Annotated in this window: 24 protein-coding genes; 19 read left to right on the top strand and 5 right to left on the bottom strand. The window is 32.6% G+C overall.

What is annotated here, in order from left to right:
- The first annotated feature begins 50 nt into the window (after positions 1-50).
- The 14 genes from F9B76_RS06885 to F9B76_RS06820 all read left to right on the top strand — a co-directional run bounded on the left by F9B76_RS06885 (position 51) and on the right by F9B76_RS06820 (position 9,693).
- Entirely contained in the window at positions 51-440 is a 390-nt protein-coding gene (locus F9B76_RS06885) for a VOC family protein (RefSeq protein ID WP_201289291.1), read from the top strand.
- A gap of 330 nt (positions 441-770) precedes the next feature.
- Positions 771-2,300, top strand: a complete 1,530-nt coding sequence (locus F9B76_RS06880) for a DNA recombination protein RmuC (protein WP_159991448.1) — start codon at positions 771-773, stop codon at positions 2,298-2,300.
- 393 nt (positions 2,301-2,693) lie between these two features.
- Positions 2,694-3,383 (top strand): 50S ribosomal protein L3, encoded by a 690-nt coding sequence (rplC, locus tag F9B76_RS06875; RefSeq protein WP_163764538.1) that lies wholly within the window; start codon positions 2,694-2,696, stop codon positions 3,381-3,383.
- The gene (gene rplD / locus F9B76_RS06870; protein WP_159991446.1) at positions 3,383-4,003 is read left to right on the top strand and encodes a 50S ribosomal protein L4; all 621 of its coding nucleotides are present in this window, start codon (positions 3,383-3,385) and stop codon (positions 4,001-4,003) included. The genes rplC and rplD overlap by 1 nt, the downstream gene beginning before the upstream one ends.
- A complete protein-coding gene (rplW, locus tag F9B76_RS06865) occupies positions 4,000-4,302 on the top strand; it encodes a 50S ribosomal protein L23 (RefSeq protein WP_159991445.1) in 303 nt (100 codons plus the stop codon). The genes rplD and rplW overlap by 4 nt, the downstream gene beginning before the upstream one ends.
- 1 nt (position 4,303) lies before the next feature.
- Positions 4,304-5,131, top strand: a complete 828-nt coding sequence (gene rplB, locus F9B76_RS06860; protein WP_159991444.1) for a 50S ribosomal protein L2 — start codon at positions 4,304-4,306, stop codon at positions 5,129-5,131.
- A gap of 16 nt (positions 5,132-5,147) precedes the next feature.
- A complete protein-coding gene (gene rpsS, locus F9B76_RS06855) occupies positions 5,148-5,423 on the top strand; it encodes a 30S ribosomal protein S19 (protein ID WP_159991443.1) in 276 nt (91 codons plus the stop codon).
- Between the two features lie 3 nt (positions 5,424-5,426).
- Positions 5,427-5,756, top strand: a complete 330-nt coding sequence (rplV, locus tag F9B76_RS06850; RefSeq protein WP_159991442.1) for a 50S ribosomal protein L22 — start codon at positions 5,427-5,429, stop codon at positions 5,754-5,756.
- 9 nt (positions 5,757-5,765) lie between these two features.
- On the top strand, positions 5,766-6,539 hold the full coding sequence (gene rpsC / locus F9B76_RS06845) for a 30S ribosomal protein S3 (protein WP_159991441.1): 774 nt from the start codon (positions 5,766-5,768) through the stop codon (positions 6,537-6,539).
- Between the two features lie 2 nt (positions 6,540-6,541).
- The gene (gene rplP / locus F9B76_RS06840; RefSeq protein WP_159991440.1) at positions 6,542-6,958 is read left to right on the top strand and encodes a 50S ribosomal protein L16; all 417 of its coding nucleotides are present in this window, start codon (positions 6,542-6,544) and stop codon (positions 6,956-6,958) included.
- A gap of 10 nt (positions 6,959-6,968) precedes the next feature.
- Positions 6,969-7,160, top strand: a complete 192-nt coding sequence (rpmC, locus tag F9B76_RS06835) for a 50S ribosomal protein L29 (protein WP_159991439.1) — start codon at positions 6,969-6,971, stop codon at positions 7,158-7,160.
- Position 7,161: 1 nt separating this feature from the next.
- Positions 7,162-7,434 (top strand): 30S ribosomal protein S17, encoded by a 273-nt coding sequence (rpsQ, locus tag F9B76_RS06830; RefSeq protein ID WP_159991438.1) that lies wholly within the window; start codon positions 7,162-7,164, stop codon positions 7,432-7,434.
- Between the two features lie 237 nt (positions 7,435-7,671).
- On the top strand, positions 7,672-8,883 hold the full coding sequence (locus F9B76_RS06825; protein ID WP_159991437.1) for a hypothetical protein: 1,212 nt from the start codon (positions 7,672-7,674) through the stop codon (positions 8,881-8,883).
- Between the two features lie 159 nt (positions 8,884-9,042).
- Entirely contained in the window at positions 9,043-9,693 is a 651-nt protein-coding gene (locus F9B76_RS06820; RefSeq protein WP_159991436.1) for an IS1595 family transposase, read from the top strand.
- Between the two features lie 51 nt (positions 9,694-9,744).
- Here F9B76_RS06820 and F9B76_RS06815 read toward each other — a convergent pair whose 3' ends face one another.
- Together F9B76_RS06815 and F9B76_RS10275 are read right to left on the bottom strand one after the other, a co-directional pair.
- On the bottom strand, positions 9,745-10,284 hold the full coding sequence (locus tag F9B76_RS06815; RefSeq protein WP_279268059.1) for a Fic family protein: 540 nt from the start codon (positions 10,282-10,284) through the stop codon (positions 9,745-9,747).
- Between the two features lie 6 nt (positions 10,285-10,290).
- Positions 10,291-10,476 (bottom strand): hypothetical protein, encoded by a 186-nt coding sequence (locus tag F9B76_RS10275; RefSeq protein ID WP_201289290.1) that lies wholly within the window; start codon positions 10,474-10,476, stop codon positions 10,291-10,293.
- Positions 10,477-10,741: 265 nt separating this feature from the next.
- On the opposite strand from F9B76_RS10275, the gene F9B76_RS06810 reads away from it, so the two are divergent.
- The gene (locus tag F9B76_RS06810; RefSeq protein WP_159991435.1) at positions 10,742-14,110 is read left to right on the top strand and encodes an Eco57I restriction-modification methylase domain-containing protein; all 3,369 of its coding nucleotides are present in this window, start codon (positions 10,742-10,744) and stop codon (positions 14,108-14,110) included.
- Positions 14,111-14,130: 20 nt separating this feature from the next.
- On the opposite strand, the gene F9B76_RS10365 is transcribed toward F9B76_RS06810, so the two are convergent.
- Positions 14,131-14,706, bottom strand: a complete 576-nt coding sequence (locus F9B76_RS10365; protein ID WP_279268057.1) for a TaqI-like C-terminal specificity domain-containing protein — start codon at positions 14,704-14,706, stop codon at positions 14,131-14,133.
- A 336-nt stretch (positions 14,707-15,042) separates the two neighbouring features.
- On the opposite strand from F9B76_RS10365, the gene F9B76_RS06800 reads away from it, so the two are divergent.
- Both F9B76_RS06800 and F9B76_RS06795 read left to right on the top strand, forming a co-directional pair.
- On the top strand, positions 15,043-15,642 hold the full coding sequence (locus tag F9B76_RS06800; RefSeq protein WP_159991434.1) for a master DNA invertase Mpi family serine-type recombinase: 600 nt from the start codon (positions 15,043-15,045) through the stop codon (positions 15,640-15,642).
- A gap of 19 nt (positions 15,643-15,661) precedes the next feature.
- A complete protein-coding gene (locus tag F9B76_RS06795) occupies positions 15,662-19,015 on the top strand; it encodes a helicase-related protein (RefSeq protein WP_159991433.1) in 3,354 nt (1,117 codons plus the stop codon).
- A 305-nt stretch (positions 19,016-19,320) separates the two neighbouring features.
- On the opposite strand, the gene fic is transcribed toward F9B76_RS06795, so the two are convergent.
- Complete coding sequence (fic, locus tag F9B76_RS06790; RefSeq protein WP_159991432.1) at positions 19,321-19,878, bottom strand: protein adenylyltransferase Fic; 558 nt, start codon at positions 19,876-19,878, stop codon at positions 19,321-19,323.
- 363 nt (positions 19,879-20,241) lie between these two features.
- Here fic and gltS point away from each other — a divergent pair, with 363 nt between their 5' ends.
- On the top strand, positions 20,242-21,477 hold the full coding sequence (gene gltS, locus F9B76_RS06785) for a sodium/glutamate symporter (RefSeq protein WP_159991431.1): 1,236 nt from the start codon (positions 20,242-20,244) through the stop codon (positions 21,475-21,477).
- 216 nt (positions 21,478-21,693) lie between these two features.
- Positions 21,694-22,248, top strand: coding sequence for a DUF924 family protein (locus F9B76_RS06780; RefSeq protein WP_159991430.1), 555 nt, complete (start codon positions 21,694-21,696; stop codon positions 22,246-22,248).
- 180 nt (positions 22,249-22,428) lie between these two features.
- Here the strand turns inward: F9B76_RS06780 and F9B76_RS06775 are convergent, their stop codons facing one another.
- Positions 22,429-23,733, bottom strand: coding sequence for a YjiH family protein (locus F9B76_RS06775; protein WP_159991429.1), 1,305 nt, complete (start codon positions 23,731-23,733; stop codon positions 22,429-22,431).
- Positions 23,734-23,740: the final 7 nt, after the last annotated feature.

Below are 23,740 nucleotides of genomic sequence, written 5' to 3'. Positions count from 1 at the left end.
CCATGTTATAGTGTATTTTCTGAATAGGGAATGTATATAAAGAAGGATAGATGATGCAAATTGAGCGATTAGATCATTTTGTGCTAACAGTAGCTGATATTGAGCGAACAGTTGAGTTTTATACTCAGGTGATGGGTATGCGGGCAGAGACATTTGCTCAAGGACGAATAGCTTTACATTTTGGCCAGCAAAAAATTAATTTACATTTAAAAGGTCATGAGATAGAACCAAAGGCACAATATCCTGTATGTGGAAGTGCGGATTTATGTTTTATTACACAAACAGATTTACAAATCGTTTTACAGGAATTACAGGCTAAAAAAGTAGATATTATTGAGGGCATTGTTCCCCGTACAGGTGCATTAGGTAAAATACAATCTATTTATTTTCGTGATCCTGATGGTAATTTAATAGAAGTAAGCCAATATATAACAGCATAGTGTATATTTTGGATAATGTACCTAGGGGGAAATACACTATCCATAGACTTTAAGTATTTTTTATACTTATCTTTAAATTTAAAGTATGTAGTCATCGCTACGTTTTCTTTACCTATGAACAATTTGTTATTTACTCTTTTTATTTTTAATCATAGGTAGATAACTCTTATATTAAGGTTATTAAGATTTTTCTATTATAAATAGAATAAGCATCTCTATTTTTTGCCAATTTGTCGTTTTATGAATAAATAGGAAATATGGCATAATAAACAGCTAATTTTGGGATGGATAGTCTATTAGTCATCATTTTTATACAAAAAGAGGTTTAGTGTGAGCCAAGTAGAGTGGTATTTTCAAGTAGAAATATTGTGGGGAATTATAGCCCTTTGTGTCATTGTGATGGTGGCACAGTTGATTTATAAGCGATTTAATCGATTAAAAGTTAGCCATCAGATTAGCCAATTAGATGAACATAATATGCGTTTGATAGATTCGCTATCTAAGACTGAAAATGCTTTACAACAAATGCGTCATGATTATTATGTCTTGGAAGAAACATTAGATGAGCGAGAGCAAGAATTAGCTCGTAGAGAGAGTACTATTGAAGAAAAAGATAAGCAGTTAATTGAAAGAAAAGAACAGATTAGTCGATTAGAGGCCGAACAACGTGAACTCTATCATCAATATAATGAATCAGAGAAAGCTTTAGCACGTCTTCATATAGAGATAGAACAAAAAGAGAAAAATTTAGTACAGCAACAAATGCAGTTTGATAAAAGCAAGGCAGAATTGAGTACACAATTTGAAAATTTGGCGAATAGCATCTTAGAGAAAAAATCTGAAAAATTTGAACTTCAAAATAAAAATAGTATTGAACAATTGCTTCAACCGTTTAAAGAACAAATAGAAAGCTTTAAAAAACGGGTAAATGATATTCACTCAGAAGCAAGTAAAGACCAAACTGCCTTATCAGAACAAATTAAATTTGTGAAAGACTTAGGCTTAAAAATGAGTGAAGAAGCACAGAATCTGGCCTCTGCGTTAAAAGGGAATAAGAAAATTTTAGGTAATTGGGGAGAAGTACAATTAGAAAATGCCTTGGAACAAGTAGGCTTACAAAAAGACTTACATTATTTGACACAGCAACATTATAAAGATGAGGCTGGTAAGACATTTATTCCTGATGTCGTGTTAATTTTACCTGATCATAAACACATTATAGTAGATAGTAAAGTTTCTTTAAATGCGTATCAAGCGGCTATGGTAGAAGCGAATACAGAGAAAGTGGCACACTATCTAAAAATACATCTTAGAGATGTTAAAAATCATATTGATGAACTTGCACATAAAGATTATAGTGCTTTAATGGCGGGAGAATCATTAGGGTTTGTGTTGATGTTTATGCCGATTGAGGCGGCTTATATTGAGGCATTAAAGCAAGATCCTGCCTTATTCCAGTATGCTTATCATAAGGGAGTGGTGATGGTTTCTCAAACAACATTAATGCCAACATTACGAACGATACATAATCTTTGGAAAATAGCGAACAGTAACCAGCAAGTCTTAGAAATTGGTGATAAAGCAGTTGATATTTATAATCAAGTGGTAACGATTGCAGAACACCTACAGCGACTTGGTATCGCATTTACACAGGTCAGTAAACACTATAATAATACGATTACGAGTTTTGCAGGAAATCGAGGATTAATAGGAAAGATAGAGCGATTTAAAACACTATCCACTAAAGCCGCTAAAACGATGCCAGAGCTTGATATAACAGATGCTAGTGTTGATATGACGGCATTATATAAGGTATTGCCAGAGAAAGCAGATACCAATGAGCAGGCATTAAAGGAGTAAGTACAAGGTAATTTTTATAGAAGAGCGATAGGAAGGAATTGATAGGATAGCTTCTTAACTATGCTTTATCGTAAAACTTACCCCTTATTTTCCTGGTGTATTATCTATATTGGGGTGGGGATAAGGAGTGTTTTTAAGGGATTTTTTGTAAAAAAGCGATAAACCATTGAAAAAAAGGATTTTTTTACAACATTTTAAGCATTTTCCTTGTCAGAGAATAAGAAAAATGTTAAATTAACAGGCTAACCATACTTATGGTTACTTTAATGGTGTCATACTTTTGCCTAAAAGGTAATAAGGTAATGCCTTGAGTTGTAGGCAGTTAGAAAAGTATTATACCTATTGATTAATATTTTAGCGTCTCACCAATCGTAGTGAGGTATGGAGAAAATGATGTCGAATACGACACCTACACCTGCCGCTCATCGGTTAGGGCTTGTGGGTCGCAAGGTTGGCATGATGCGTGTATTTACTGAGGATGGCGAGTCTATTCCAGTAACTGTACTAGACGTTTCTAACAACCGTGTTACTCAAGTTAAGTCTATCGAAACTGATGGTTATGCAGCGGTACAAGTTGCTTACGGTACTCGCCGTGCAACTCGTGTGACTAAAGCTCAAGCTGGTCACTATGCTAAAGCTGGCGTTGAAGCTGGTTCAATTCTTAAAGAGTTCCGTTTAGATCCTGCAAAAGCAGCTGAATTTACAGCAGGTGCTGTTGTGGCTGTTGATAGTGTATTTGCAGTTGGTCAAAAAGTAGATGTTCAAGGTACAACAATCGGTAAAGGTTTTGCTGGTACTATCAAACGTCACAACTTCGGTTCTCAACGTGCTTCTCACGGTAACTCTCGTTCACACCGTGTTCCTGGTTCTATCGGTCAAGCACAAGATCCTGGTCGTATTTTCCCTGGTAAAACGATGGCGGGTCACTTAGGTGACGTTACACGTACTGTTCAAAATCTTGACATCGTTCGTGTAGATGCTGAACGTGGTTTATTGTTGGTTAAAGGTGCAGTTCCTGGCCACAAGAACGCAAATATCGTTGTTTTACCTGCAATTAAAATGTCAGCTAAAGGAGCCAAATAATGGATCTTAAGCTCCTAAATGAACAAGGTCAATCTAGTGCAACAGTTAGTGCACCAGATACAATTTTTGGTCGCGAGTTCAATGAAGCATTGATTCACCAAATCGTGGTTGCTTATCAAGCAAATGCACGTAGTGGTAATCGTGCTCAAAAAGATCGTGCAGAAGTTAAACACACGACTAAAAAACCATGGCGTCAAAAAGGCACAGGTCGTGCGCGCGCTGGTATGTCTTCTTCACCATTATGGCGTGGAGGTGGTCGTACGTTCCCTAACTCTCCTGACGAGAACTTTACTCAAAAAGTGAACAAGAAAATGTACCGTGCTGGTATCCGTTCAATCTTGTCACAATTAGCTCGTGAAGATCGTATCGCTGTTGTGGATTCTTTCACATTCGATACCCCTAAAACAAAATTGGCTGCAACAAAACTTAAAGCAATGGGTTTAGATTCTGTACTTGTTATTACAGATGCAGTAGATGAGAATACTTATCTTGCTACTCGTAACTTACCACACGTTGCTGTTGTTGAGCCACGTTACGCTGATCCGCTATCTTTAGTACACTACAAAAAAGTGTTAATTACTAAAGCAGCAATCGCTCAATTTGAGGAGATCTTAGGATGAAAGCAGAACGTTTATTGCAAGTAATTCTGGCTCCAGTCATCACAGAAAAAGCAACCTTTATTGCTGAATCTGGCGCGAAACCACAAATTGCTTTACGTGTGGTTCCTGATGCAACTAAACCAGAAATTAAAGCAGCTGTTGAAATGCTTTTTAAAGTAGAAGTTGAGTCTGTCTCTGTTCTGAACCGTAAAGGTAAAGTTAAACGTGCTGGCCGTTATACTGGTCGTCGTCGTAGCAACCGTATCGCTTACGTTTCGCTCAAAAAAGGTCAAGAGCTTGACTTTTCGGAGGTGAACTAAGATGGCATTAGTTAAAATGAAACCAACGTCAGCTGGTCGCCGTGGCATGATTAAGGTGGTTACACCTAATCTACACAAAGGTGTACCATTTGCTGCGCTATTAGAGTCACAAAAACGTAGTTCTGGCCGTAACAACAACGGTCATATTACTGTACGTCATCGTGGTGGTGGTCATAAATCACACTACCGTATTGTCGATTTCCGTCGCAATAAAGATGGTATCCCTGCAAAAGTTGAGCGTATCGAATACGATCCTAACCGTACAGCACACATTGCATTAGTTTGCTATGCTGACGGTGAACGCCGTTACATTATTGCTCCTCGTAACTTAGAAGCGGGTGCCGTTATCGAATCTGGTAAAGAAGTACCTATCCGTGTAGGTAACACAATGCCTATTCGTAACATTCCAGTGGGTACAACTATTCACTGCATCGAGTTACAACCTGGTAAAGGTGCACAATTAGTACGTTCTGCAGGTGCTTCTGCTGTACTAATGGCTCGTGAAGGTGTTTATGCTCAAGTACGTTTACGTTCTGGCGAAGTTCGTTTAGTCAATATCGACTGCCGTGCGACTATCGGTGAAGTAAGTAATGGTGAACATAGCTTACGTCAAATCGGTAAAGCAGGTGCTGTACGTTGGCGTGGTATTCGTCCAACCGTACGCGGTGTGGCAATGAACCCAGTAGATCACCCACATGGTGGTGGTGAAGGTCGTACTGGTGAGGCACGTGAACCTGTGAGCCCATGGGGTACTCCAACTAAAGGTTACAAAACTCGCCGTAATAAACGTACAGACAATATGATTGTCTCACGTCGTAAGCGTAAATAAGGGACGGTAATATACTATGTCACGTTCAATTAAAAAAGGTCCTTTCGTAGATGCTCACCTTATCAAAAAGGTAGAGGCTGCTATCGAAGGTAAAGATAAAAAGCCGATCAAAACTTGGTCGCGTCGTTCAACCATCCTTCCTGATTTTATCGGATTGACAATCGCTGTACATAACGGCCGTCAACACGTTCCGGTTTATGTTAACGAAAACATGGTTGGTCATAAACTAGGCGAATTCGCACATACCCGTACTTTTAAAGGTCATGCTGCGGACAAAAAGTCTAAGAGGTAAGCGATGGAAACAACAGCTATTATCCGTGGTGTTCATATTTCAGCGCAAAAAACTCGCCTTGTTGCGGATTTAATCCGTGGTAAGTCAGTTGCTCAAGCGTTAAATATCTTAACATTCACACAGAAAAAAGCCGCTGGTATCATCAAAAAAGCGCTTGAGTCTGCTATTGCAAACGCTGAGCATAATGATGGTGCTGACATTGATGAATTAAGAGTAACAACAATTTATGTTGATAAAGCTCAATCAATGAAGCGATTCTCTGCACGTGCCAAAGGCCGTGGTAACCGTATTGAGAAGCAAACTTGCCACATTGTGGTTAAAGTTGGTGCTTAAGGAGTCATAATGGGTCAAAAAGTTCACCCTACAGGGTTCCGTCTCGCTGTAAACCGTAACTGGAATTCTCGCTGGTTTGCTGAAGATAAAGACTTCGGCACAATGTTAGCAGAAGACATTCGTGTACGCGAGTACTTGAAGCGCAAACTTAAAGCCGCTTCAGTGGGTCGTGTATTAATCGAGCGTCCAGCTAAAAATGCACGTATTACTGTGTTCTCAGCTCGTCCAGGCGTTATCATTGGTAAAGGCGGTGACGATATTGATTCACTAAAATCAGACTTGCAACGCCTAATGGGTGTGCCAGTTCATGTGAATATCGAAGAAATCCGTAAACCAGAGTTAGATGCGCAATTAATCGCTGACTCTATCGCTCAACAGCTTGAAAAACGTATTATGTTCCGTCGTGCGATGAAGCGTGCGATGCAAAATGCAATGCGTTTAGGTGCACAAGGTATCAAAGTGGCTGCATCTGGTCGTTTGAACGGTATTGAGATTGCTCGTACTGAATGGTATCGTGAAGGTCGTGTACCTCTACATACATTACGTGCGATTATCGATTATGCTACTTCTGAAGCGCAAACTACTTACGGTATCATTGGTATCAAAGTATGGGTTTACAAAGGTGATTTATTACCAAACGGTGAAGCACCTGCTGAAGCTCCTCGTGAAGAAGAACGCCGTTCTCGTCGTCCTCGTGGCGAACGTACAGAACAACGCCGTCCTCGTCGTGCTCGTAAAGCAGCTCCAGCTGCTGAGGCAACACCTGCGGCAGAAGGAGAATAAATATGTTATCACCAGCACGTAGAAAATACCGTAAAGAGCAGAAAGGCCGTAATACTGGTCTAGCTACTCGCGGTACCAACGTCAACTTTGGCGATTTCGGTTTAAAAGCAACTGGTCGTGGTCGTTTAACAGCTCGTCAAATTGAGGCGGCTCGTCGTGCCATGACTCGCCATATTAAACGTGGTGGCCGTATTTGGATTCGTATTTTCCCTGACAAACCTATTTCACAAAAACCTGCTGAGGTTCGTATGGGTAACGGTAAGGGTAATCCAGAATACTGGGTCGCTGAAATTCAACCAGGCAAAGTGTTATACGAAATGGACGGTGTAAGCGAAGAGCTAGCCCGTGAGGCATTCCGTCTGGCTGCTGCCAAATTACCTATTGCGACGACGTTTGTAACTCGTCACTTAGGTTCGTAAGGAGATCTTTATGAAAGCGAGTGAACTACGTTCAAAAGACGCAACTGAGCTAAATAAAGAGCTCGAGGATTTGTTGAAAGCACAATTTAATTTGCGTATGCAACGTGCTACTCAACAACTTTCTAACACAAGTCAGTTAGGCAAAGTACGCCGCGATATCGCTCGTGTACGTACCGTATTGACCGAAAAGGCAGGAAAGTAATATGAGCCAAACGCAAACTGAAAAACGCCAACGTACTTTAATCGGTAAAGTGGTTAGCAATAAAATGGATAAAACAGTGGTTGTTCAAGTAGAACGCCGTGTTAAACACCCTATTTATGGCAAAATCATTATCCGTACTAACAAGTACAAAGCACATGATGAAAACAATCAATACAATGAAGGCGATACTGTAGAAATTGCAGAAGGTCGTCCTATCTCTCGCTCTAAATCTTGGAGTGTTGTACGTTTGATTGAAGCTGTACGCGTTATCTAATAACGAATGTGCAATGAGTATCTTTAGGGTACTCATTATCGTACAAAAAGAGCCACCTTGAAAGAGGTGGCTTTTTGTTTTTGTGGTGGTGTTTTAAAGAGTAGTTTAGTGAGTATTTTGGAGGATAGTATTTTAGTATTTGATGGGTATTTTTAGGGGGACGTGGAAAATTTGTTAATATAAAGATACAATTGGTTGTTAAAGTTTAAGTTTTAAGTAAAGGTGATGGAGGAGAAGATGAGAGATTTTAATCGTTTATTTAAAAAACAAAAAGATGTTTCTTCTAAAGGGAAAGTAGAAGATACTTCTTCTGAAAAATTATTGTCTAGCATTTTTTCAAAATATAATCTTTTTATTAGTATTATCATTTCGGCTTTAGTAGTATGGTTTCATTTAACTGATTTAGGATTAAGGCATTTATTTCCAGGATTGCTGACAGATGTTTATGTATTACTTGCAATTGTTGTTAGTGGTACCATTTTTTGTACATTTTTATTTGGTACTGTATTTATAAGTTTTTTGAAGTTAGGACAAGAGGTTTATAAGTTAGAAATAGAGTCAAAGTCTTTATTTTATAGGGATTTATTAATTTATAGTACAATAATGTGGCTCTTGAGTATTGGGTTAATGATAGTTATTAGTATTGATAATAAAATATATTCTGTTATCTTAGTAATAGTAGTTTGTATTTTTATCTTTATTACAATTTGTTTTTATTATAGATTATTCCAAAGTAAAAAATTATCATTTAAAAATAATATAGATTTTTACTTTATCTATATAATGTTTTTCTTCTTGTTTTTTAGTTTTATTTTGTTATATTTCTTTACTATATTTAATAGTAAAACTTTTTCTTTTTTTTTCCTTTTTATAATTTTAAGTTTTTTGAGTGCTGTTATTGCATTTGTTGAATTAAAGTTTAAAAGAGAAATTTCTAATAAAATAATATTTACTTTAACTGGTATAGTAGTTATTTTCATTATATATATTGAGATATTGTATCCTATTATTAAATTAAAAGATAAAGTATTAATTTTATCTGGATTTACTCAGAATCAATATGAATCTCGCTGGTACTCTTTTGTCCTAGATGAAAAATTAATTACTCAAGCTAATCAATATCATTGGCAATTGGATAAAGATAAATTAAAGCCTTTTAAAATAACACCCGATCTTTTAGAAAACAATAAAATCACTCAGCAAGAAAATACTCAAGAGACTAATAGTCAAAGTGATTTGGCTACAAGAGTTGCCATTGATACAAAATATGCTGAAAAGCCCAATACATTATTTGGTTTTTTTGTATGGAATTTAGGGGATATAAAAGTATTTTGTGCTTATCCAAAAGAGAAGAAAACAGAAATTGATAAGGACTATATAGAGAAATTTTGTATAGAAGTACCTGATGGTGTACTTACACCTATTCCTGGTTATATTAAAAGAAAATAGGTATAGGCGGATAAGTAACCTTTATGAAAGTCGAAGGACCTCTGAATACCTCCAGAGACCCAACGCTGACCACATCACTCGCAATCCACTTACATTCATTTTAATTAAGGAGCTGTACTAGATAACGACATAAAGTCCTATTTAGGTTAGAATACTCCAATGAGAAAAAGTCGTTTAAGTCAACATAAACAATATAAACTTATCGAGCTCTTTATTGCCGGTGTAACGGCGAGAACAGCAAGTGAATTAGTTAATATAAATAAGAATACAGCCACTTATTATTTTCGTCGTTTACGTTTACTAATTTACCAAGCAAGCCCTTATTTAGAGATGTTTGACGGAGAAATCGAGGCAGATGAAAGTTATTTTGGTGGTGCTCGCAAAGGTAAACGAGGTCGAGGTGCAGCTGGTAAAGTGGCGGTATTCGGGCTTCTCAAGTGCAATAGCAAGGTCTATACCATTGCTGTTCCGAATACCAAATCAACAACTTTATTACCCATTATTCGTGAGCAAGTAAAACCTGATAGTATCGTTTACACAGATACCTATCCTAGTTATGATATGCTTGATGTCAGTGAATTTAGCCATTTTCGCATCAATCATAGTACACATTTTGCTGAAAATCATAACCATATTAATGGAATTGAGAATTTCTGGAATCAAGCAAAACGCCATTTACGCAAATTTAATGGTATTCCCAAAGTACATTTTGAGCTTTATTTAAAGGAATGTGAATGGCGTTTTAATCACAGTAATATAAAATCTAAAATTTCCATTTTAAAACAACTAGTTAAAGGAAGTTTAATCTAGTTATCTAGTACAGCCCCTAAATTAATATAGGTATCTTTATTGTCTTCAAAATTAACCACTAATATAAAGATGAGGTTCAGAAATAACTTTAGCATTCCATAACATTAGTGTAATAAGCATACGACCAATACGACCATTCCCATCTTTAAAGGGATGTAGTGCCTCAAATTCTAGATGGTTAATGCCTGTTTTAATTAAAATATGATCTTTATTGGTATTAATATAGTTAAATAAATTATCTAAGACATTTTCTAATTTTTCAGGTGCAATAGGAACAAATAGTACATTACGTTTTAATGTATCTGCAAGATAATTTTGTTCTTTTTTAAAATCCCCAGGAGATTTATCTGCCCCTCTTTCTAATGATAAGAGTTGTTGATGCATAGTTTTAATAAGTGACTTAGATAGAGGATAACCATCTTGCATTGCTTTTTGGGTATTTCTTAAAGTACGTTGATAAAGGACGGTTTCAATAATATCTAGTCTAATATTAACTCCATATCCATTAGAGGTATCTGTTTCAGGATAGTCAGCTTCATATTGTAAAATTTCATCCATGGTGCTAATCGTACCCTCTATTCTTGAAGAGATAACAGCCTATTGCTTACGTAGAGGAGTGAGTAAAATTTCACTATTATGCATATTCTTCAACATTTGATCATAACGTGAAATAGCCTCAACAGCACCTGTTAAAGCAGGGATAATTTGTTGATAATCAATTGCAGAAGGAGGAAATTTACTATCATGGTAATGTACGGCAGATGATAAATCAATATGTTGCATTGTCATTTTCAAAGGAAATATTAATAAATTTTGTTATCTATTTATGCGATACAAAATGGCTTGTTATTCATTTTTGAGTAATTTTGGGTGACAATATTGATTAGTATTTGTAGGGTTAGATTGAATTGAATTAGTGTTTAAGAGATAATTTGGAGGTATCTTTGATTTTAAGAAAAAACAGTTGTTGAGATACTTGGAATATAGATTCGAGTATAAAATAGGATATTATTTTATAGTATTAATATTATCTAGAGAGTCACAAAAGATGGAAAAATTAATTGAAAAATTTTCAACTGATTATTTATTAAAGTATCTCCAAAGAAGAATGCCATCTTTAGCAAAAAATTTGCAAGACTACTCTGATTTATTAGATGCTTTTGATAAGAAGTTTAGTCTACTCGAAAAGTTAGGTGAGGCTGATTTAGACGATAATAGTAGGCTAGTAATTGTTACTTGTCAATATGAAGGACAATTAAGCGAACGCTCATCAAAGAAACAACAATTTGAGATTACAAAAAAAGTTTTAAGATATGAAATGGCTGATGCAGCCATATTTGTTTTTTATGATTGTGAGGGGAAATTTAGATTTTCATATATTATGAGAAATATTTCTTCTAACTCAAATAATAAATACTCGGACTGGAAGAGATATACCTATTTTGTATCAAAAAAAGAAACAAATAGAACATTTAAAGATAGGATAGAAAACTGTACTTTTAATTCCCTAGATAATATTAAGGAAGCTTTTTCTGTTGAGAAATTAACAAAAGATTTTTATAGTCAACTATATTGCTGGTATGAGTGGATAAAAAGTGAAGAAGTTGGTGTGACATTTCCAAATGATGTACGTAATAATGAGGACGACAGAGATAATCTTGATGAGAAAATTATTCGTCTGATTACTCGAGTGTTATTTGTATGGTTTATTAGGCAAAAAAATCTAGTTCCTGCACATTTATTTAAAAAAGAAGAATTATATAGAATTTTAAAAAATTTTGATCCTACTAGTTTAAAAGAAGGGAATTATTATAATGCTATTTTACAAAATCTATTCTTTGCAACACTTAATCGAACAGTAAACGAAAGGTGTTTTGCTTCAGTAGAAGGAAGTAGGGATATTAAGACAAAATATCGCTATAAAGATAAATTTATTGCTGAAAAGGAAGAAGATATTATTCAATTATTTTCACCTGTCCCTTTTCTAAATGGGGGGCTTTTTGAATGCTTAGATAAAGAAAAAGAAACCCATGGAATTAAATATCATTTAGACGGCTTTAGTCGAAATTATGAAAAAGATGAAAAGGGGCGTTATAAGGAAATTGCATTTATTCCAAATATTGTTTTCTTTGATAAAGAAAGAGGTCTTTTTTCTATTTTAGAAAGATATAATTTTACAGTAGAAGAAAATGAACCAAGTGAAACTCAGGTGGCACTTGATCCTGAGTTATTAGGGAATGTATTTGAAAATTTATTAGGTGCATATAATAAGGAAACGACAGAATCTGCACGTAAACAGTCAGGTAGTTTTTATACACCTAAAGAAATTGTTCACTATATGGTGGATGAATCAATTATTGCTTATTTAAATAAATCGGATCTAAGCTTATCTGAGGAAGATGTTCGTGGTTTAGTAGAAGGTGAAGACCTTCCTGATATTTTAAAAACTGATGCTACACTTCGACATAAGGTTTATCGAAAATTAGAAGAAATTAAAATTATTGACCCTGCTTGTGGATCAGGTGCTTTCCCTATGGGAATATTAAAGCGAATGATTCATATTATGGAAAAATTAAAATCAGATAGTAATAAATCAAATAGTAATTTATATGATTTAAAATTGCATTTAATTGAAAAGTGTATTTATGGTATTGATTTACAAACAATTGCTATACAAATTACAAAATTACGATTCTTTATTTCTTTAATTGTAGAACAAGATAAATTAGATATATCAAATCAAGAGCAAAATTATAATATTAGACCACTTCCTAATTTAGAAACAAAGTTTGTTATTGCTGATACTTTGATAGGTAAGCAGACTAAACCTCAAAATTTGTCTTTATTTGAAGACCCCGTAATAGAAGAGTTAAAAGATAATTTATTAACTATTAGAAGAAATCATTTTTATGCAAAAACAGAAAAAGAGAAGAAAAGTCTTCGTATGCAAGATGAAGAGAAACGCGAACAGTTAAGTTTATTAATACAAGAAAACAGTGACTTTACTTCTGAAGATATTAAACAATTTGCACAATGGAATCCGTATGACCAAAATGCTAGTTCTCCCTTTTTTGATGCAGAGTGGATGTTTGGTATTAAAGATGGTTTTGATATTGTAATAGGAAATCCACCATACATTCAATTACAAAAAAATAAAGGAATACTTGCAAAGAAATATGAAAAGTATGGGTATAAAACTTTTTCAAAAACTGGCGATATATATTCTCTTTTTTATGAGAAAGGAGTTTCTCTTTTAAAAGAAAAAGGGATTCTTTGTTTTATTACATCTAATAAATGGATGAGAGCGGAATATGGTAAAAAAACTAGACAATTTTTTATTGAATATACAAATCCTTTACAGCTTATTGATTTTGCAGGACAAAAGGTTTTTGAGTCTGCTACTGTAGATACAAATATCTTATTACTTATACGGGATAAAAATAGACATAATTTAAAAGCTGTCGTAATGAAATATGAAGTGTTAAATAATTTGAGCGATTATTTTCAACAAAATGCTTTAGCTATACAATTTTACAATAATGAAAATTGGGTAATCCTTAATCCTATTGAGCAACAAATTAAAGCTAAAGTTGAAAAGCATGGTATTCCTTTAAAAGAATGGAATATTTCTATTAACTATGGAATTAAAACAGGTTTTAATGAAGCTTTTATTATTGACGGGAAGACAAAAGATAGACTCATTGCTGAGGATCCTAAATCTGCCGAAATTATTCGACCGATTTTACGTGGCAGAGATATTAAAAAGTATTCTTATGAGTTTGCTGATAAGTATCTTATTGCTACATTCCCAAGTAAAAAATATAATATAGAAAAGTATCCTGCAATTCAAAAGTTTCTATCTGGATTCAGACCTAAGATAAATCAAACAGGAGAAAAGTTATGCAATAAGGATAAGAACAAAATTTTAGATCATGCAAAACAATACAATATTAGTGTATCTGATAGTATGCTATCTTCAGCTAGAAAGAAAACACATAATCAATGGTTTGAAACACAAGATAGTATAAGTTATTGGGAGGATTTTTTTAAACAAAAAATAGTTTGGAATAGAATAGCAAGTAAAAAAATATTTTCATTAGTTAATGAAAATATTTTAATACAAGATAGTATGCATTTTTTTACGGGAGAGTATTTAAATTATTTAATTGCTATATTAAACTCTAAACTATTTCAGTATTTCTTATATTTATCCATAGGAGATGCCGTTGGAGGGAATGCAGGTAATTCAGATAATATAAAAAATTTAAAAATACCTTTTCCAAATGACAGTGAATTAAAGAAATTCGAAGAATATCTTCGTAAACAACAATATCAAGAAATTGATAATACTTTATATAAATACTATCAATTAACAACAGAAGAAATTCAATATATAGAAATAAATTCTGAATTTTAAATATCGAATTTATATTTTAACTAAAATAAATTTTTAAAAAAAACTACTTCTTGATAATTTAGATGATATTCTTTGAAAAGGATGTCATCTACATTTTCTTCTGTCAGCATAATATCTTTCATAGATAAAGGAATTGGTAGTTTCTCTAGAAATATTTTTTTATAACGAAGCCCCTCATCTCCTAGTCCCCCACCAGCATAAAAAGTTTTAAAAATATATGTCATAAATTTTGAATTTAAAATATATTGAAATTTCTCAATATAATCCCCTACCATAATAAAGGCTGTAGCTTCAGGGAAAAAATTTTCAGATTTATCAAAATAGAATTGTGAATCTCTTACTATTTCACTATAAATAAGTTTTGGTTTAAAAAAATCCTCCATATAATTACAGTTTCTTAAATTGTATGGAGTAACTCCCTTATCTTGTCTACTTTCTAACTTATCATAGTATTGATTTAAATGCTTTTTAATTGCAGGATATTTATTTACATCTATAGGAAAAATACCTCTCTCTTGAATTCCATTATGAGTATTTATTAACCATAGGTCAGCAAATTCATAAGAATACTTTTTAATATCTCTGCCACGTAAAATCGGTCGAATAATTTCGGCAGATTTAGGATCCTCAGCAATGAGTCTATCTTTTGTCTTCCCGTCAATAATAAAAGCCTCATTAAAGCCAGTTAAAATACCTCGATAAATAGAAATATTCCATTCTTTTAAAGGAATACCATGTTTTTCAACTTTAGCTTTAATTTGTTGCTCAATAGGATTAAGGATTACCCAATTTTCATTATTGTAAAATTGTATAGCTAAAGCATTTTGTTGAAAATAATCGCTGATATTTTATTTTCTACTTTTATATATATTTTATAATTTACGTTAATCTTTAATTTCATCTAAAATTGAATATTTATAGGAAATTATTAGATGATTTATGGATATATTAGAGTAAGTACAGATAAACAAACAGTTGAAAATCAACGATTTGAAATTAATGCTTTTTGTGAAAAACAAACTTTATGTGTCAATAAATGGATAGAAGAAACTATTTCTGGATCTAAAAATGTACAAGATAGAAAGCTTGGGGTATTATTAAAAAAAATGAAAAAAGGAGATATTCTAATTTGCTCTGAGTTATCAAGATTAGGACGTAATATCCTGATGATTATGGCTGTATTAAATGAATGTATGAATAGAGATATTCAGGTTTGGACAATAAAAGATAATTATCGATTAGGTAGTGATATTAACTCAAAGGTATTGGCTTTTGCTTTTGGATTATCTGCAGAGATAGAAAGAAATTTAATTTCACAACGTACAAAAGAAGCGTTAGCAAGGAAAAGAGCAGAAGGTGTCATTCTAGGAAGACCAAGAGGAAGTATTTCATTAAAAACCAAATTAACAGGGCAAGAAAAAAAGATTATAGAGTTATTAGAAAAAAAAGTATCTTATTCTGCAATAGGAAGAATTCTAGGAGTACACCGATTAACTGTATCAAGTTTTGTAAAAAAACATAAATTACAATGATTAAAGGGTAAATTTTAATATGTCTGAATTTATTACAAATAATGGAAATGCTGTATCAGTAGCCAAAAGAGTAAATACATTGATTTCTATCAGTGATGAGTTAAAGTTTCTCGTTGGTTTTTTTTATTTTTCAGGTTGGTCTGAGATAGCAGAGAGTTTACAAAATAATAATAAGGTTGTTCTTAAAATATTAGTAGGATTAGATACGTTTAATCATATGGGAGCTGTAGTAGAGTATGGATTAAACCATGATGGAGCATCACAAAATGAGCAGTTTAATACTTTTTTGAACTCTACTAAAATAGCCTTAAATCAGGATATTTTAGATACACAAGAATTTTATGAACAGATTCAGTTTTTTATTTCTATGATTGAAGATAATCGGTTAGAAATTAGAAAAACAGAGTCTCCTAATCATGCAAAATTATATTTATTTCACTTAAATAGTGAGCAGAGACATATTCAAGGAATATCAGGGGAATTTATTACTGGTAGTAGTAATTTAACAAAAGCTGGTCTATCGGGACAGCAGGAGTTTAATGTTGAAATCCGTGATTATGGGTATGAAACAGCAGAATCTTATTTTGATGAGTTATGGGAAGATGCTTTACCTATTACAGATAACCCTAAATATAAAGAATTGTTAATAGAATTGATTCATACTAATACTTTGGTGGCTAATGTTTCTCCATTTGAGGCGTATTGCTTGGTTTTAAAAACCTATTTAGATTTATATGATCAAAAAGATAGTAATTTAAATTTAGGTGATTTATTAGAAAAATTAGGATTTAAAAAATTTTCTTATCAATTAGATGCTGTACAGCAATCATTAAAAATTATTGAAGAGCATAATGGATGTATTATTGCTGATGTAGTTGGTTTAGGTAAATCAGTTATTGCTTCATTAATTGCTAAACAACTTAATCAGCGAGGTTTGATTATTTGTCCTCCAGGATTGATGGGAAGTAGTTATAGTCGAGATAGTGGTTGGTGGGAGTATTTAGAAAAATTTGGTTTATATAATTGGCAAGTATTTAGTAGAGGAGCTTTAGAACAAATAAGTAACCAAATTGAAGGAAAAGGATTTGAGGTTGTTATTATTGATGAGGCACATTATTTTAGAAATGAAAGTACGCAAGATTATGAGTATTTATCCTCAATTTGTAGAGGGAAAAAAGTTATTTTATTAACAGCAACTCCATTTAATAACTCACCAGCTGATATTTTTGCATTATTAAAATTATTTATTATTCCTGGTAAGTCAAGTTTATCACTAGATGATGACCTAGAAAGTCAATTCCGAAGTTTTGGTTATATCTATGACCAACTATCTACTATTCTAAAAGATTATCAATCTGATGATTTTAAGAAAAGAGAGAAAGTAGAGAAAATTTATGAGCAACGTATAGGTTTACCTTTACCTATAAAAATTAAAGAAGTACAGGAAGAAATTAAACAACTATCAGAAAAAATAAAACATTTAATTAGTCCTATTGTTATTCGACGTAATCGTTTGGATCTTCAGGCTGATTATATTTACTCTAAAGAAATTGATGAGTTATCAAAAGTAAGGGATCCTGAAGAAATATTTTATTATCTAACAGAAGAGCAAAATGCTTTTTATGATGCCGTATTATCTAAATATTTTGGTCTTAATGGATTATTTACAGGTGCTATCTATACTCCGTTCTTATATCAAACAAAGCTTGATATGGATAACTTAGATAAAGAAGAAAATAGAAAATATCAACATCAAACAAACTTATTTGAGTTTATGCGACGTTTATTAGTTAAACGTTTTGAATCTTCTTTTGGTTCTTTTGAAAAATCAATAGAGCGTTTTTTAAATACGCATAAAATGGTAAGAAATTTTATCCATAAAACAGGAAAATTTATTTTAGATAGAAAATATTTAGAAAAAATTAAGGATGATAATTTAGATGATATAGAAACTTTTTTTGAAAATTATCTAGCTGAGAATATTAATAATGAAAGGGGAGAAATTTATACGATTGAAGACCTTAATGATAAGGATAGATTTTTGAAGAATATTGACTCAGATATTCAAATGTTTGAAGATATTCAAAAGCAATTAAAAACCTTAAACTTAATTGCTAATGATCCTAAGCAAGAAACTATAATAGAAAAGGTTAGAGAATTATTTTTAAAAGAACCGGATAGAAAGATAATTCTTTTCTCTGAATATGTAGATACAGTGAAATATCTTGAGTCTGGGTTTAAAAAAGTTTTTGGCGATAAAGTATTGATTTGTGATGGACTTGTACCAAAAGATTTAGCTAAATGGCTACAAACTGATTTTAATGCACAATTTCAGGGAGAGCAAACTAATCAATTTCAAATTTTAATTACTTCAGATAAGCTAGCAGAAGGTTTTAATTTAAATCGTGCAGGTGTGGTTATTAATTATGATATTCCTTGGAATCCTACTAAAGTTATTCAGCGATTAGGACGTATTAATCGTATAGGATCTAAAGTATTTGATGAGCTTTATTTATTTAACTTTTTCCCTTCTATTAAAGGAGCTAGTGTTGTTAAATCTAGGGAGATTGCAGGTAAGAAAATGTTTTTAATTCATAATGCGTTAGGAGAAGATGTGAAAATTTTTGCAGAAAACGAAACTCCTTCGCCCTCAAATTTTGTAGAACGTATTAATGCTAATCCTGAAGAAGAAGGAGAAATTAATCTTAGTACAAAAATACGAAATTTATACTATGATATAAGTAAAAAATATCCTAAAATTATTAAAAGGATAGAACAGTATCCTACTAGAATAAAAACAGCAAAGAGCCATACTAGCCATAATTTAAATATTTTGAGAAAAAAAGGGGATAGCCTTTTTGCTCAAATTATTACAAAAAAAGAAGATAAATCAGAAGTAAAGGATGTCTCTATAGAAGAGTTTTTATATAATTTAGAATGTGAAGTAGATGAGCCTAGAGTAAAGTTTTCAATGAATTTCTGGGAATTATATGAAGAGTTTAAAGAGGGTAAGGTAAAAACCCGAAATAATAGAGGTGCCTCAGATATATCTAGTGAAGTAAAGGCATTAGATACTATCAATTTTTTTAGAAAACAACTTTTTGAAGTCCGCCCTGATTTAGTTTCTTTTGCAGATGCTTTAAAAATAGACCTTCGAGAATATAAAACTTTACCTAAATATAGTTTAAAGAAAATTGCTCAAATAAGTAATACACGTAGAGATGATAATTTTATGCTCTATGTAGAGGAACTTGAAAGATTACAAAAATTATTAGGTGCTAATTTTTTAAGTGAAATTAGACAAAAATTAGGAAATCGAACGAAGGAAGTGATTATTGCTGTTGAGAATGTTAAGCAAGGTGTTATTTTATAATAGGGGCTGTATTAGAAATGGTGTAAAATTTAGGGCTAATCTAATACAGTCCCTTATAATATTATTGTACCCGTCGTAGGAGCATTTCTGGTGAATATTATTTATCAACCATCTACGATTTGGTTTATTAAAACATTTGTTCTTCCTAAATAGCTTTATCTAAAATAAACCTTAGATTCAATATTGAAGTGTAAAATATCCTTTACCTATTCACTTATTTTTTGTACTTCAAATTTGAATCTACCTTTCGCTTATTTCAGATTAGGGTATATCTAGATATTTTATCACTAAGGTTTAATAATACTTTACTCTGGTCGCTCATAATAATAAGATTGCTCAATTCCTTTTAGAAAAATTTCACGGTCATGAATTTGATCGGTTAAGGCATTTTGTAGTAAGAAACGTAACTCCAAATCATTAATAGGACTTCTCTCCATCGCTTGTAAATAAAGACGTTTATCGACTAATTGCCAATTAACGACACGTTGTAGATTTTTCTTAAAAATTAAATCTAACCAGATACGTGTTGATCGCCCATTGCCCTCTAGGAATGGATGAGCAATATTCATTTCAATATATTTACTAATAATTTCCTCAAAAGTTGTTTCAGGCATTTTTTCAATGGCATTTAATGCTTCCTTGAGGTAGAGAGCATTTGTAAAACGAAAATGTCCCTTAGAAATATTTAATGTTCGTATCTCCCCTGCAAAATCATAAAGACCATTAAATAAATAATGATGAATAGCTTGTAAACCTTTGGTTGTGCCTATCTCAAGCTGATGAATTGTTCCTGAATCGTATAATTCATAGGCTTTTTGTTTGCTTAATTGGTCAATTTCTTGGGTATATTCTATTTTCTTCATCAGTATCACTCCGTATAGGTAAAAATAAGTTTACCTATATAAGAGAGTATAAAATCATCATTGTATATAAGTAGTATTTTAAAAGATTATTGAGAGGGGTATCCTATATTTTGTTATATACTTTGAGATAATATATTGAATAAATAAGAAATTATTAAGGTTAAAAATACATTAATAGTAAATCGCTTTATTTAATATAATTTTCATAAAGCATAGAGTATAAGTACTTAAATATTGCCTTTTCGTTAATAAATTTTAATAAATGCAAAATTTATTAGCAAAACCACTAATTGATTTTAGTAATACTAAATAATAGACTTAAATTACTACTTATCATGAAAGTTTATATTAAGGAGAGGACTGATGCATTTTGACATAATAGAAGGTATTTTAACGATAAAATTAGATTCTATAATGACTTTAGCACTTGCCGCTATTTTACTAATTCTAGGCTATAGGATACAAAAGCAATTTACTTTTTTAGATAGATATTGTATTCCTGCTCCAGTTGTTGGCGGTTTTTTATTTATGTTTATTACTTGGCTAGGACATTATTATCACCTGTTCAAGTTTAGTTTTGAAAATAATTTTCAGTCACTCTTTATGCTAGCATTCTTTACGACAGTAGGATTAGGGGCTAGTTTTACATTATTGAAAAAAGGAGGTAAGTTATTAGTTATCTATTGGCTAGCTTGCGGTGTTATTTCTATTTTCCAAAATGGAGTAGGTATCGCTATTTCAAAAATAACAGGGTTAGATACACCGTATGCTCTTTTATCAAGTGCTATTTCTATGATAGGGGGACATGGAGCAGCTCTTGCTTATGGTAGTAGTTTTGCTAAAATGGGGTATGAAATAGCTCCTTTAGTTGGTGCTGCTGCAGCTACCTTTGGCTTAATAACAGCAGTCTTAATTGGTGGTCCACTTGGTAGAAAATTAATACAAAAACATAATCTCACGCCAGATTTATCTGAAGAGTTTGATAGTTCAGTGAATACTATCAATAGTGATAACGGAGAAAAGTTATCTGAGATAGACACTATCAAAAATATTGCTGCTATATTAGTATGTATGGCAGTTGGGAGTTTACTTTCTACACAAATTGGAAAATTTATTAATATGAGTTTTCCTTCCTATGTTGGTGCTATGTTTGTTGCTGTCATTTTTAGAAATTTAAATGAAAAATGGCATATATATAATTTTAATTTCTCATTAGTTGATGGTATAGGTAATGTTATGTTGAGCTTATACCTTTCGCTTGCCTTAATGACCTTAAAACTTTGGGAACTATCGGGATTAATAGGGGGCGTATTATTGGTTGTTGTGTGTCAAGTAATATTGATGATTATTATTGCTTACTTCATTATGTTCAGAATATTAGGTTCAAATTATGATGCAGCAGTTATGTGTGCTGGTTTATGTGGGCATGGGTTAGGGGCGACACCATCTGCTATTGTTAATATGACAGCTTTAAATGAAAAATACGGTATGTCAAGGAAAGCGATGATTATTGTTCCTATAGTAGGGGCTTTTTTAGTAGATATTATCTATCAACCTTCAACAATTTGGTTTATTAAAATATTTGTAATACCTAAATAATTAGTTTATTCTTTAATAAAACTAGTATTCAAAATAGAAGTACAACATTCTAAATAATAAATAGATAATATATGATATACAAAGTTGTACTTCAACCTTAAATTTACTAAATATTTAAGCCAATTGATTTAATAATATTCCCTTACAAAGTAATTATCCTCAATAAAATTTTAACGATATAATAAGTTGCGATACTTACTTTTTAAAGGATTATTGATGACAACTATTCACCCTCAAGCACAAATCGTTTTGGATTTTTGGTATAAAGAAGAAAATAGAGCGTTTTGGTTCGCTCAGTCAGATGCGTTTGATGAGACAATTCGTACCCAATTTACGGAAACCTTACAACAAGCCATGAAAGGAGAACTTTATACTTGGCGTTCTTCAATAAAGGGGCGTTTGGCTGAGATTATTGTGTTGGATCAGTTTTCTCGAAATATTTTCCGAGGTCAGGCACAAGCATTTGCTCAAGATAGTATGGCATTGGTATTGTCACAAACGGCTGTGGAATTACCTGACTATACTACATTAGCGATGAATGAAAAACAATTCTTACTTTTACCCTATATGCACTCAGAATCAGCCCTTATTCACCAAGAGGCAGTAAAATTATTCCAGCAAATGGGTGATGATTATGTCTTAGATTTTGAGTATAAGCATAAAGTTATTATTGACCGTTTTGGACGTTATCCTCATCGTAATGCGATATTAGGGCGAACTTCTACACCAGAAGAAGAGGCATTTCTAAAAGAACCTAATTCATCTTTTTAATAATGTGTTATGTTTTAGGTTAGAGAAAAAAGAATAATTATTTAAATTCAAATTATTATAATAAAGTGTTATTGTTTATTTTAACTTTTTCAGCTGATAGTAATTATATAGTATAGAGACAATAAAAAAGCGTACTGTTATTAGAATAGTACGCTTTTTAAGTATGGTGGATAGTGAACTTTATATCCAACCCAGATAAACCCCTAATCTAAATGATAGAGAAGCGAGAATAATACTAAAGAAGGTGCGCCAAAACCAAATCATAATAAGATGAAGAAATGAAATAGGAATTTTAGTGGCTAATATGCAAGGAATACTGCCTGATAAGAATAATATACTACTAATAGAGACAATAGAGGTAATATAGCGAATTTCCATCGCGCCATCCTTAACGAGTAAGGCAGGTAAAAACATTTCTGCTAACCCTGTCGCTAATTCTCCCGCATATTGGGTAATATCAAAGCCTGTTATCCAAAGTGCTGGTTTTAATAAAATACCTACCCAGTCAAAAAGGGGGGTATGTTTTGAAATTAAAAGTCCAATTAATCCAATAGCAAGAATAGCAGGAGCAACGGTTGCACTCATTGCTAGTCCATCTTTTAGATTGATATAAACCATCTGATACCACCGAGGAGATTGTTGATAGTGATTTTTAGCGGTAGTAATAGCACGTTGCCAATAATTACCTTGCTGAGAGAGTAAATCTTCTTCTCTATTAGACTGATTATCTAATTGCGTAATAGGAGGGAGATAGGCTGTAATAGAGGTTACGATAAATGTAATCACTAAGCAAGACCAGAAAAAGAAGTTCCAGTGATTCATTAAATCTAATGTCTTAGCGACAATAATCATAAAGGTTGCTGAGACAGTAGAAAACCCTGTTGCAATAATAGTAGCTTCACGTAAAGAATATTGTCCTTTTTGGTAAACACGATCCGTAATGAGTAAACCAATAGAGTAACTACCTACAAAGGAAGCAACGGCATCAATTGCTGAGGCTCCAGGTGTACGGAAAAGTGGCCGCATAAAGGGTTCTAAAAAAACGCCTACAAATTCCATTAGCCCGAAACCAATAAGAAAAGTGAGTGCTAGTGCGCCAATAGGAATTAAGATACCAACAGAAAAAGCTAGTTTTTCAAATAAGAAAGGTAACATATCTTTTTCCATTAACCAGTGAGGCGCGGTATTCGTCAGGTATAAAATACTTAATAAGAATCCTATTATCTTAATGAAAAATAATACTTGATGCGTAAGTGAGGTTTTGTAACTTCCTTTGATGACTTCATGAATAAGGTTATAAATAATAAGACATAGCAAAAAAGTAAGTGAAAAAGAGCGTAAGTCGTGAATAAAGAATTGTGAGATATGATCAACCAGAATACTTGATTTCCCTTGAATTTCAATAGGAATAAAGAAAAGGAAAATCCCGATACTACTTAATAGGCTCAGGTGAAGCAGAACCGTTAGGCGAGATGTTTTCATCATTGCCTCC

The organism is Pelistega ratti (assembly GCF_009833965.1).
GTDB lineage: Bacteria > Pseudomonadota > Gammaproteobacteria > Burkholderiales > Burkholderiaceae_B > Taylorella > Taylorella ratti.
This window is presented reverse-complemented; position numbering and strand designations above follow the sequence as displayed.

Excerpts from the sequence above, each read along its gene's own strand:
- F9B76_RS06795 (WP_159991433.1), top strand. The coding sequence starts at position 15,662 with ATGTCTGAATTTATTACAAATAATGGAAATGCTGTATCAGTAGCCAAA.
- F9B76_RS06825 (WP_159991437.1), top strand. The coding sequence starts at position 7,672 with ATGAGAGATTTTAATCGTTTATTTAAAAAACAAAAAGATGTTTCTTCT.
- rpsC (WP_159991441.1), top strand. The coding sequence starts at position 5,766 with ATGGGTCAAAAAGTTCACCCTACAGGGTTCCGTCTCGCTGTAAACCGT.
- gltS (WP_159991431.1), top strand. The coding sequence starts at position 20,242 with ATGCATTTTGACATAATAGAAGGTATTTTAACGATAAAATTAGATTCT.
- rpmC (WP_159991439.1), top strand. The coding sequence starts at position 6,969 with ATGAAAGCGAGTGAACTACGTTCAAAAGACGCAACTGAGCTAAATAAA.
- rplW (WP_159991445.1), top strand. The coding sequence starts at position 4,000 with ATGAAAGCAGAACGTTTATTGCAAGTAATTCTGGCTCCAGTCATCACA.
- F9B76_RS06810 (WP_159991435.1), top strand. The coding sequence starts at position 10,742 with ATGGAAAAATTAATTGAAAAATTTTCAACTGATTATTTATTAAAGTAT.
- rplB (WP_159991444.1), top strand. The coding sequence starts at position 4,304 with ATGGCATTAGTTAAAATGAAACCAACGTCAGCTGGTCGCCGTGGCATG.
- rpsS (WP_159991443.1), top strand. The coding sequence starts at position 5,148 with ATGTCACGTTCAATTAAAAAAGGTCCTTTCGTAGATGCTCACCTTATC.
- F9B76_RS06775 (WP_159991429.1), bottom strand. The coding sequence starts at position 23,733 with ATGATGAAAACATCTCGCCTAACGGTTCTGCTTCACCTGAGCCTATTA.
- F9B76_RS06780 (WP_159991430.1), top strand. The coding sequence starts at position 21,694 with ATGACAACTATTCACCCTCAAGCACAAATCGTTTTGGATTTTTGGTAT.
- rplD (WP_159991446.1), top strand. The coding sequence starts at position 3,383 with ATGGATCTTAAGCTCCTAAATGAACAAGGTCAATCTAGTGCAACAGTT.
- rplC (WP_163764538.1), top strand. The coding sequence starts at position 2,694 with ATGTCGAATACGACACCTACACCTGCCGCTCATCGGTTAGGGCTTGTG.
- F9B76_RS06820 (WP_159991436.1), top strand. The coding sequence starts at position 9,043 with ATGAGAAAAAGTCGTTTAAGTCAACATAAACAATATAAACTTATCGAG.
- F9B76_RS10275 (WP_201289290.1), bottom strand. The coding sequence starts at position 10,476 with ATGCAACATATTGATTTATCATCTGCCGTACATTACCATGATAGTAAA.
- rplV (WP_159991442.1), top strand. The coding sequence starts at position 5,427 with ATGGAAACAACAGCTATTATCCGTGGTGTTCATATTTCAGCGCAAAAA.
- rpsQ (WP_159991438.1), top strand. The coding sequence starts at position 7,162 with ATGAGCCAAACGCAAACTGAAAAACGCCAACGTACTTTAATCGGTAAA.
- F9B76_RS06800 (WP_159991434.1), top strand. The coding sequence starts at position 15,043 with ATGATTTATGGATATATTAGAGTAAGTACAGATAAACAAACAGTTGAA.
- F9B76_RS06885 (WP_201289291.1), top strand. The coding sequence starts at position 51 with ATGATGCAAATTGAGCGATTAGATCATTTTGTGCTAACAGTAGCTGAT.
- fic (WP_159991432.1), bottom strand. The coding sequence starts at position 19,878 with ATGAAGAAAATAGAATATACCCAAGAAATTGACCAATTAAGCAAACAA.
- rplP (WP_159991440.1), top strand. The coding sequence starts at position 6,542 with ATGTTATCACCAGCACGTAGAAAATACCGTAAAGAGCAGAAAGGCCGT.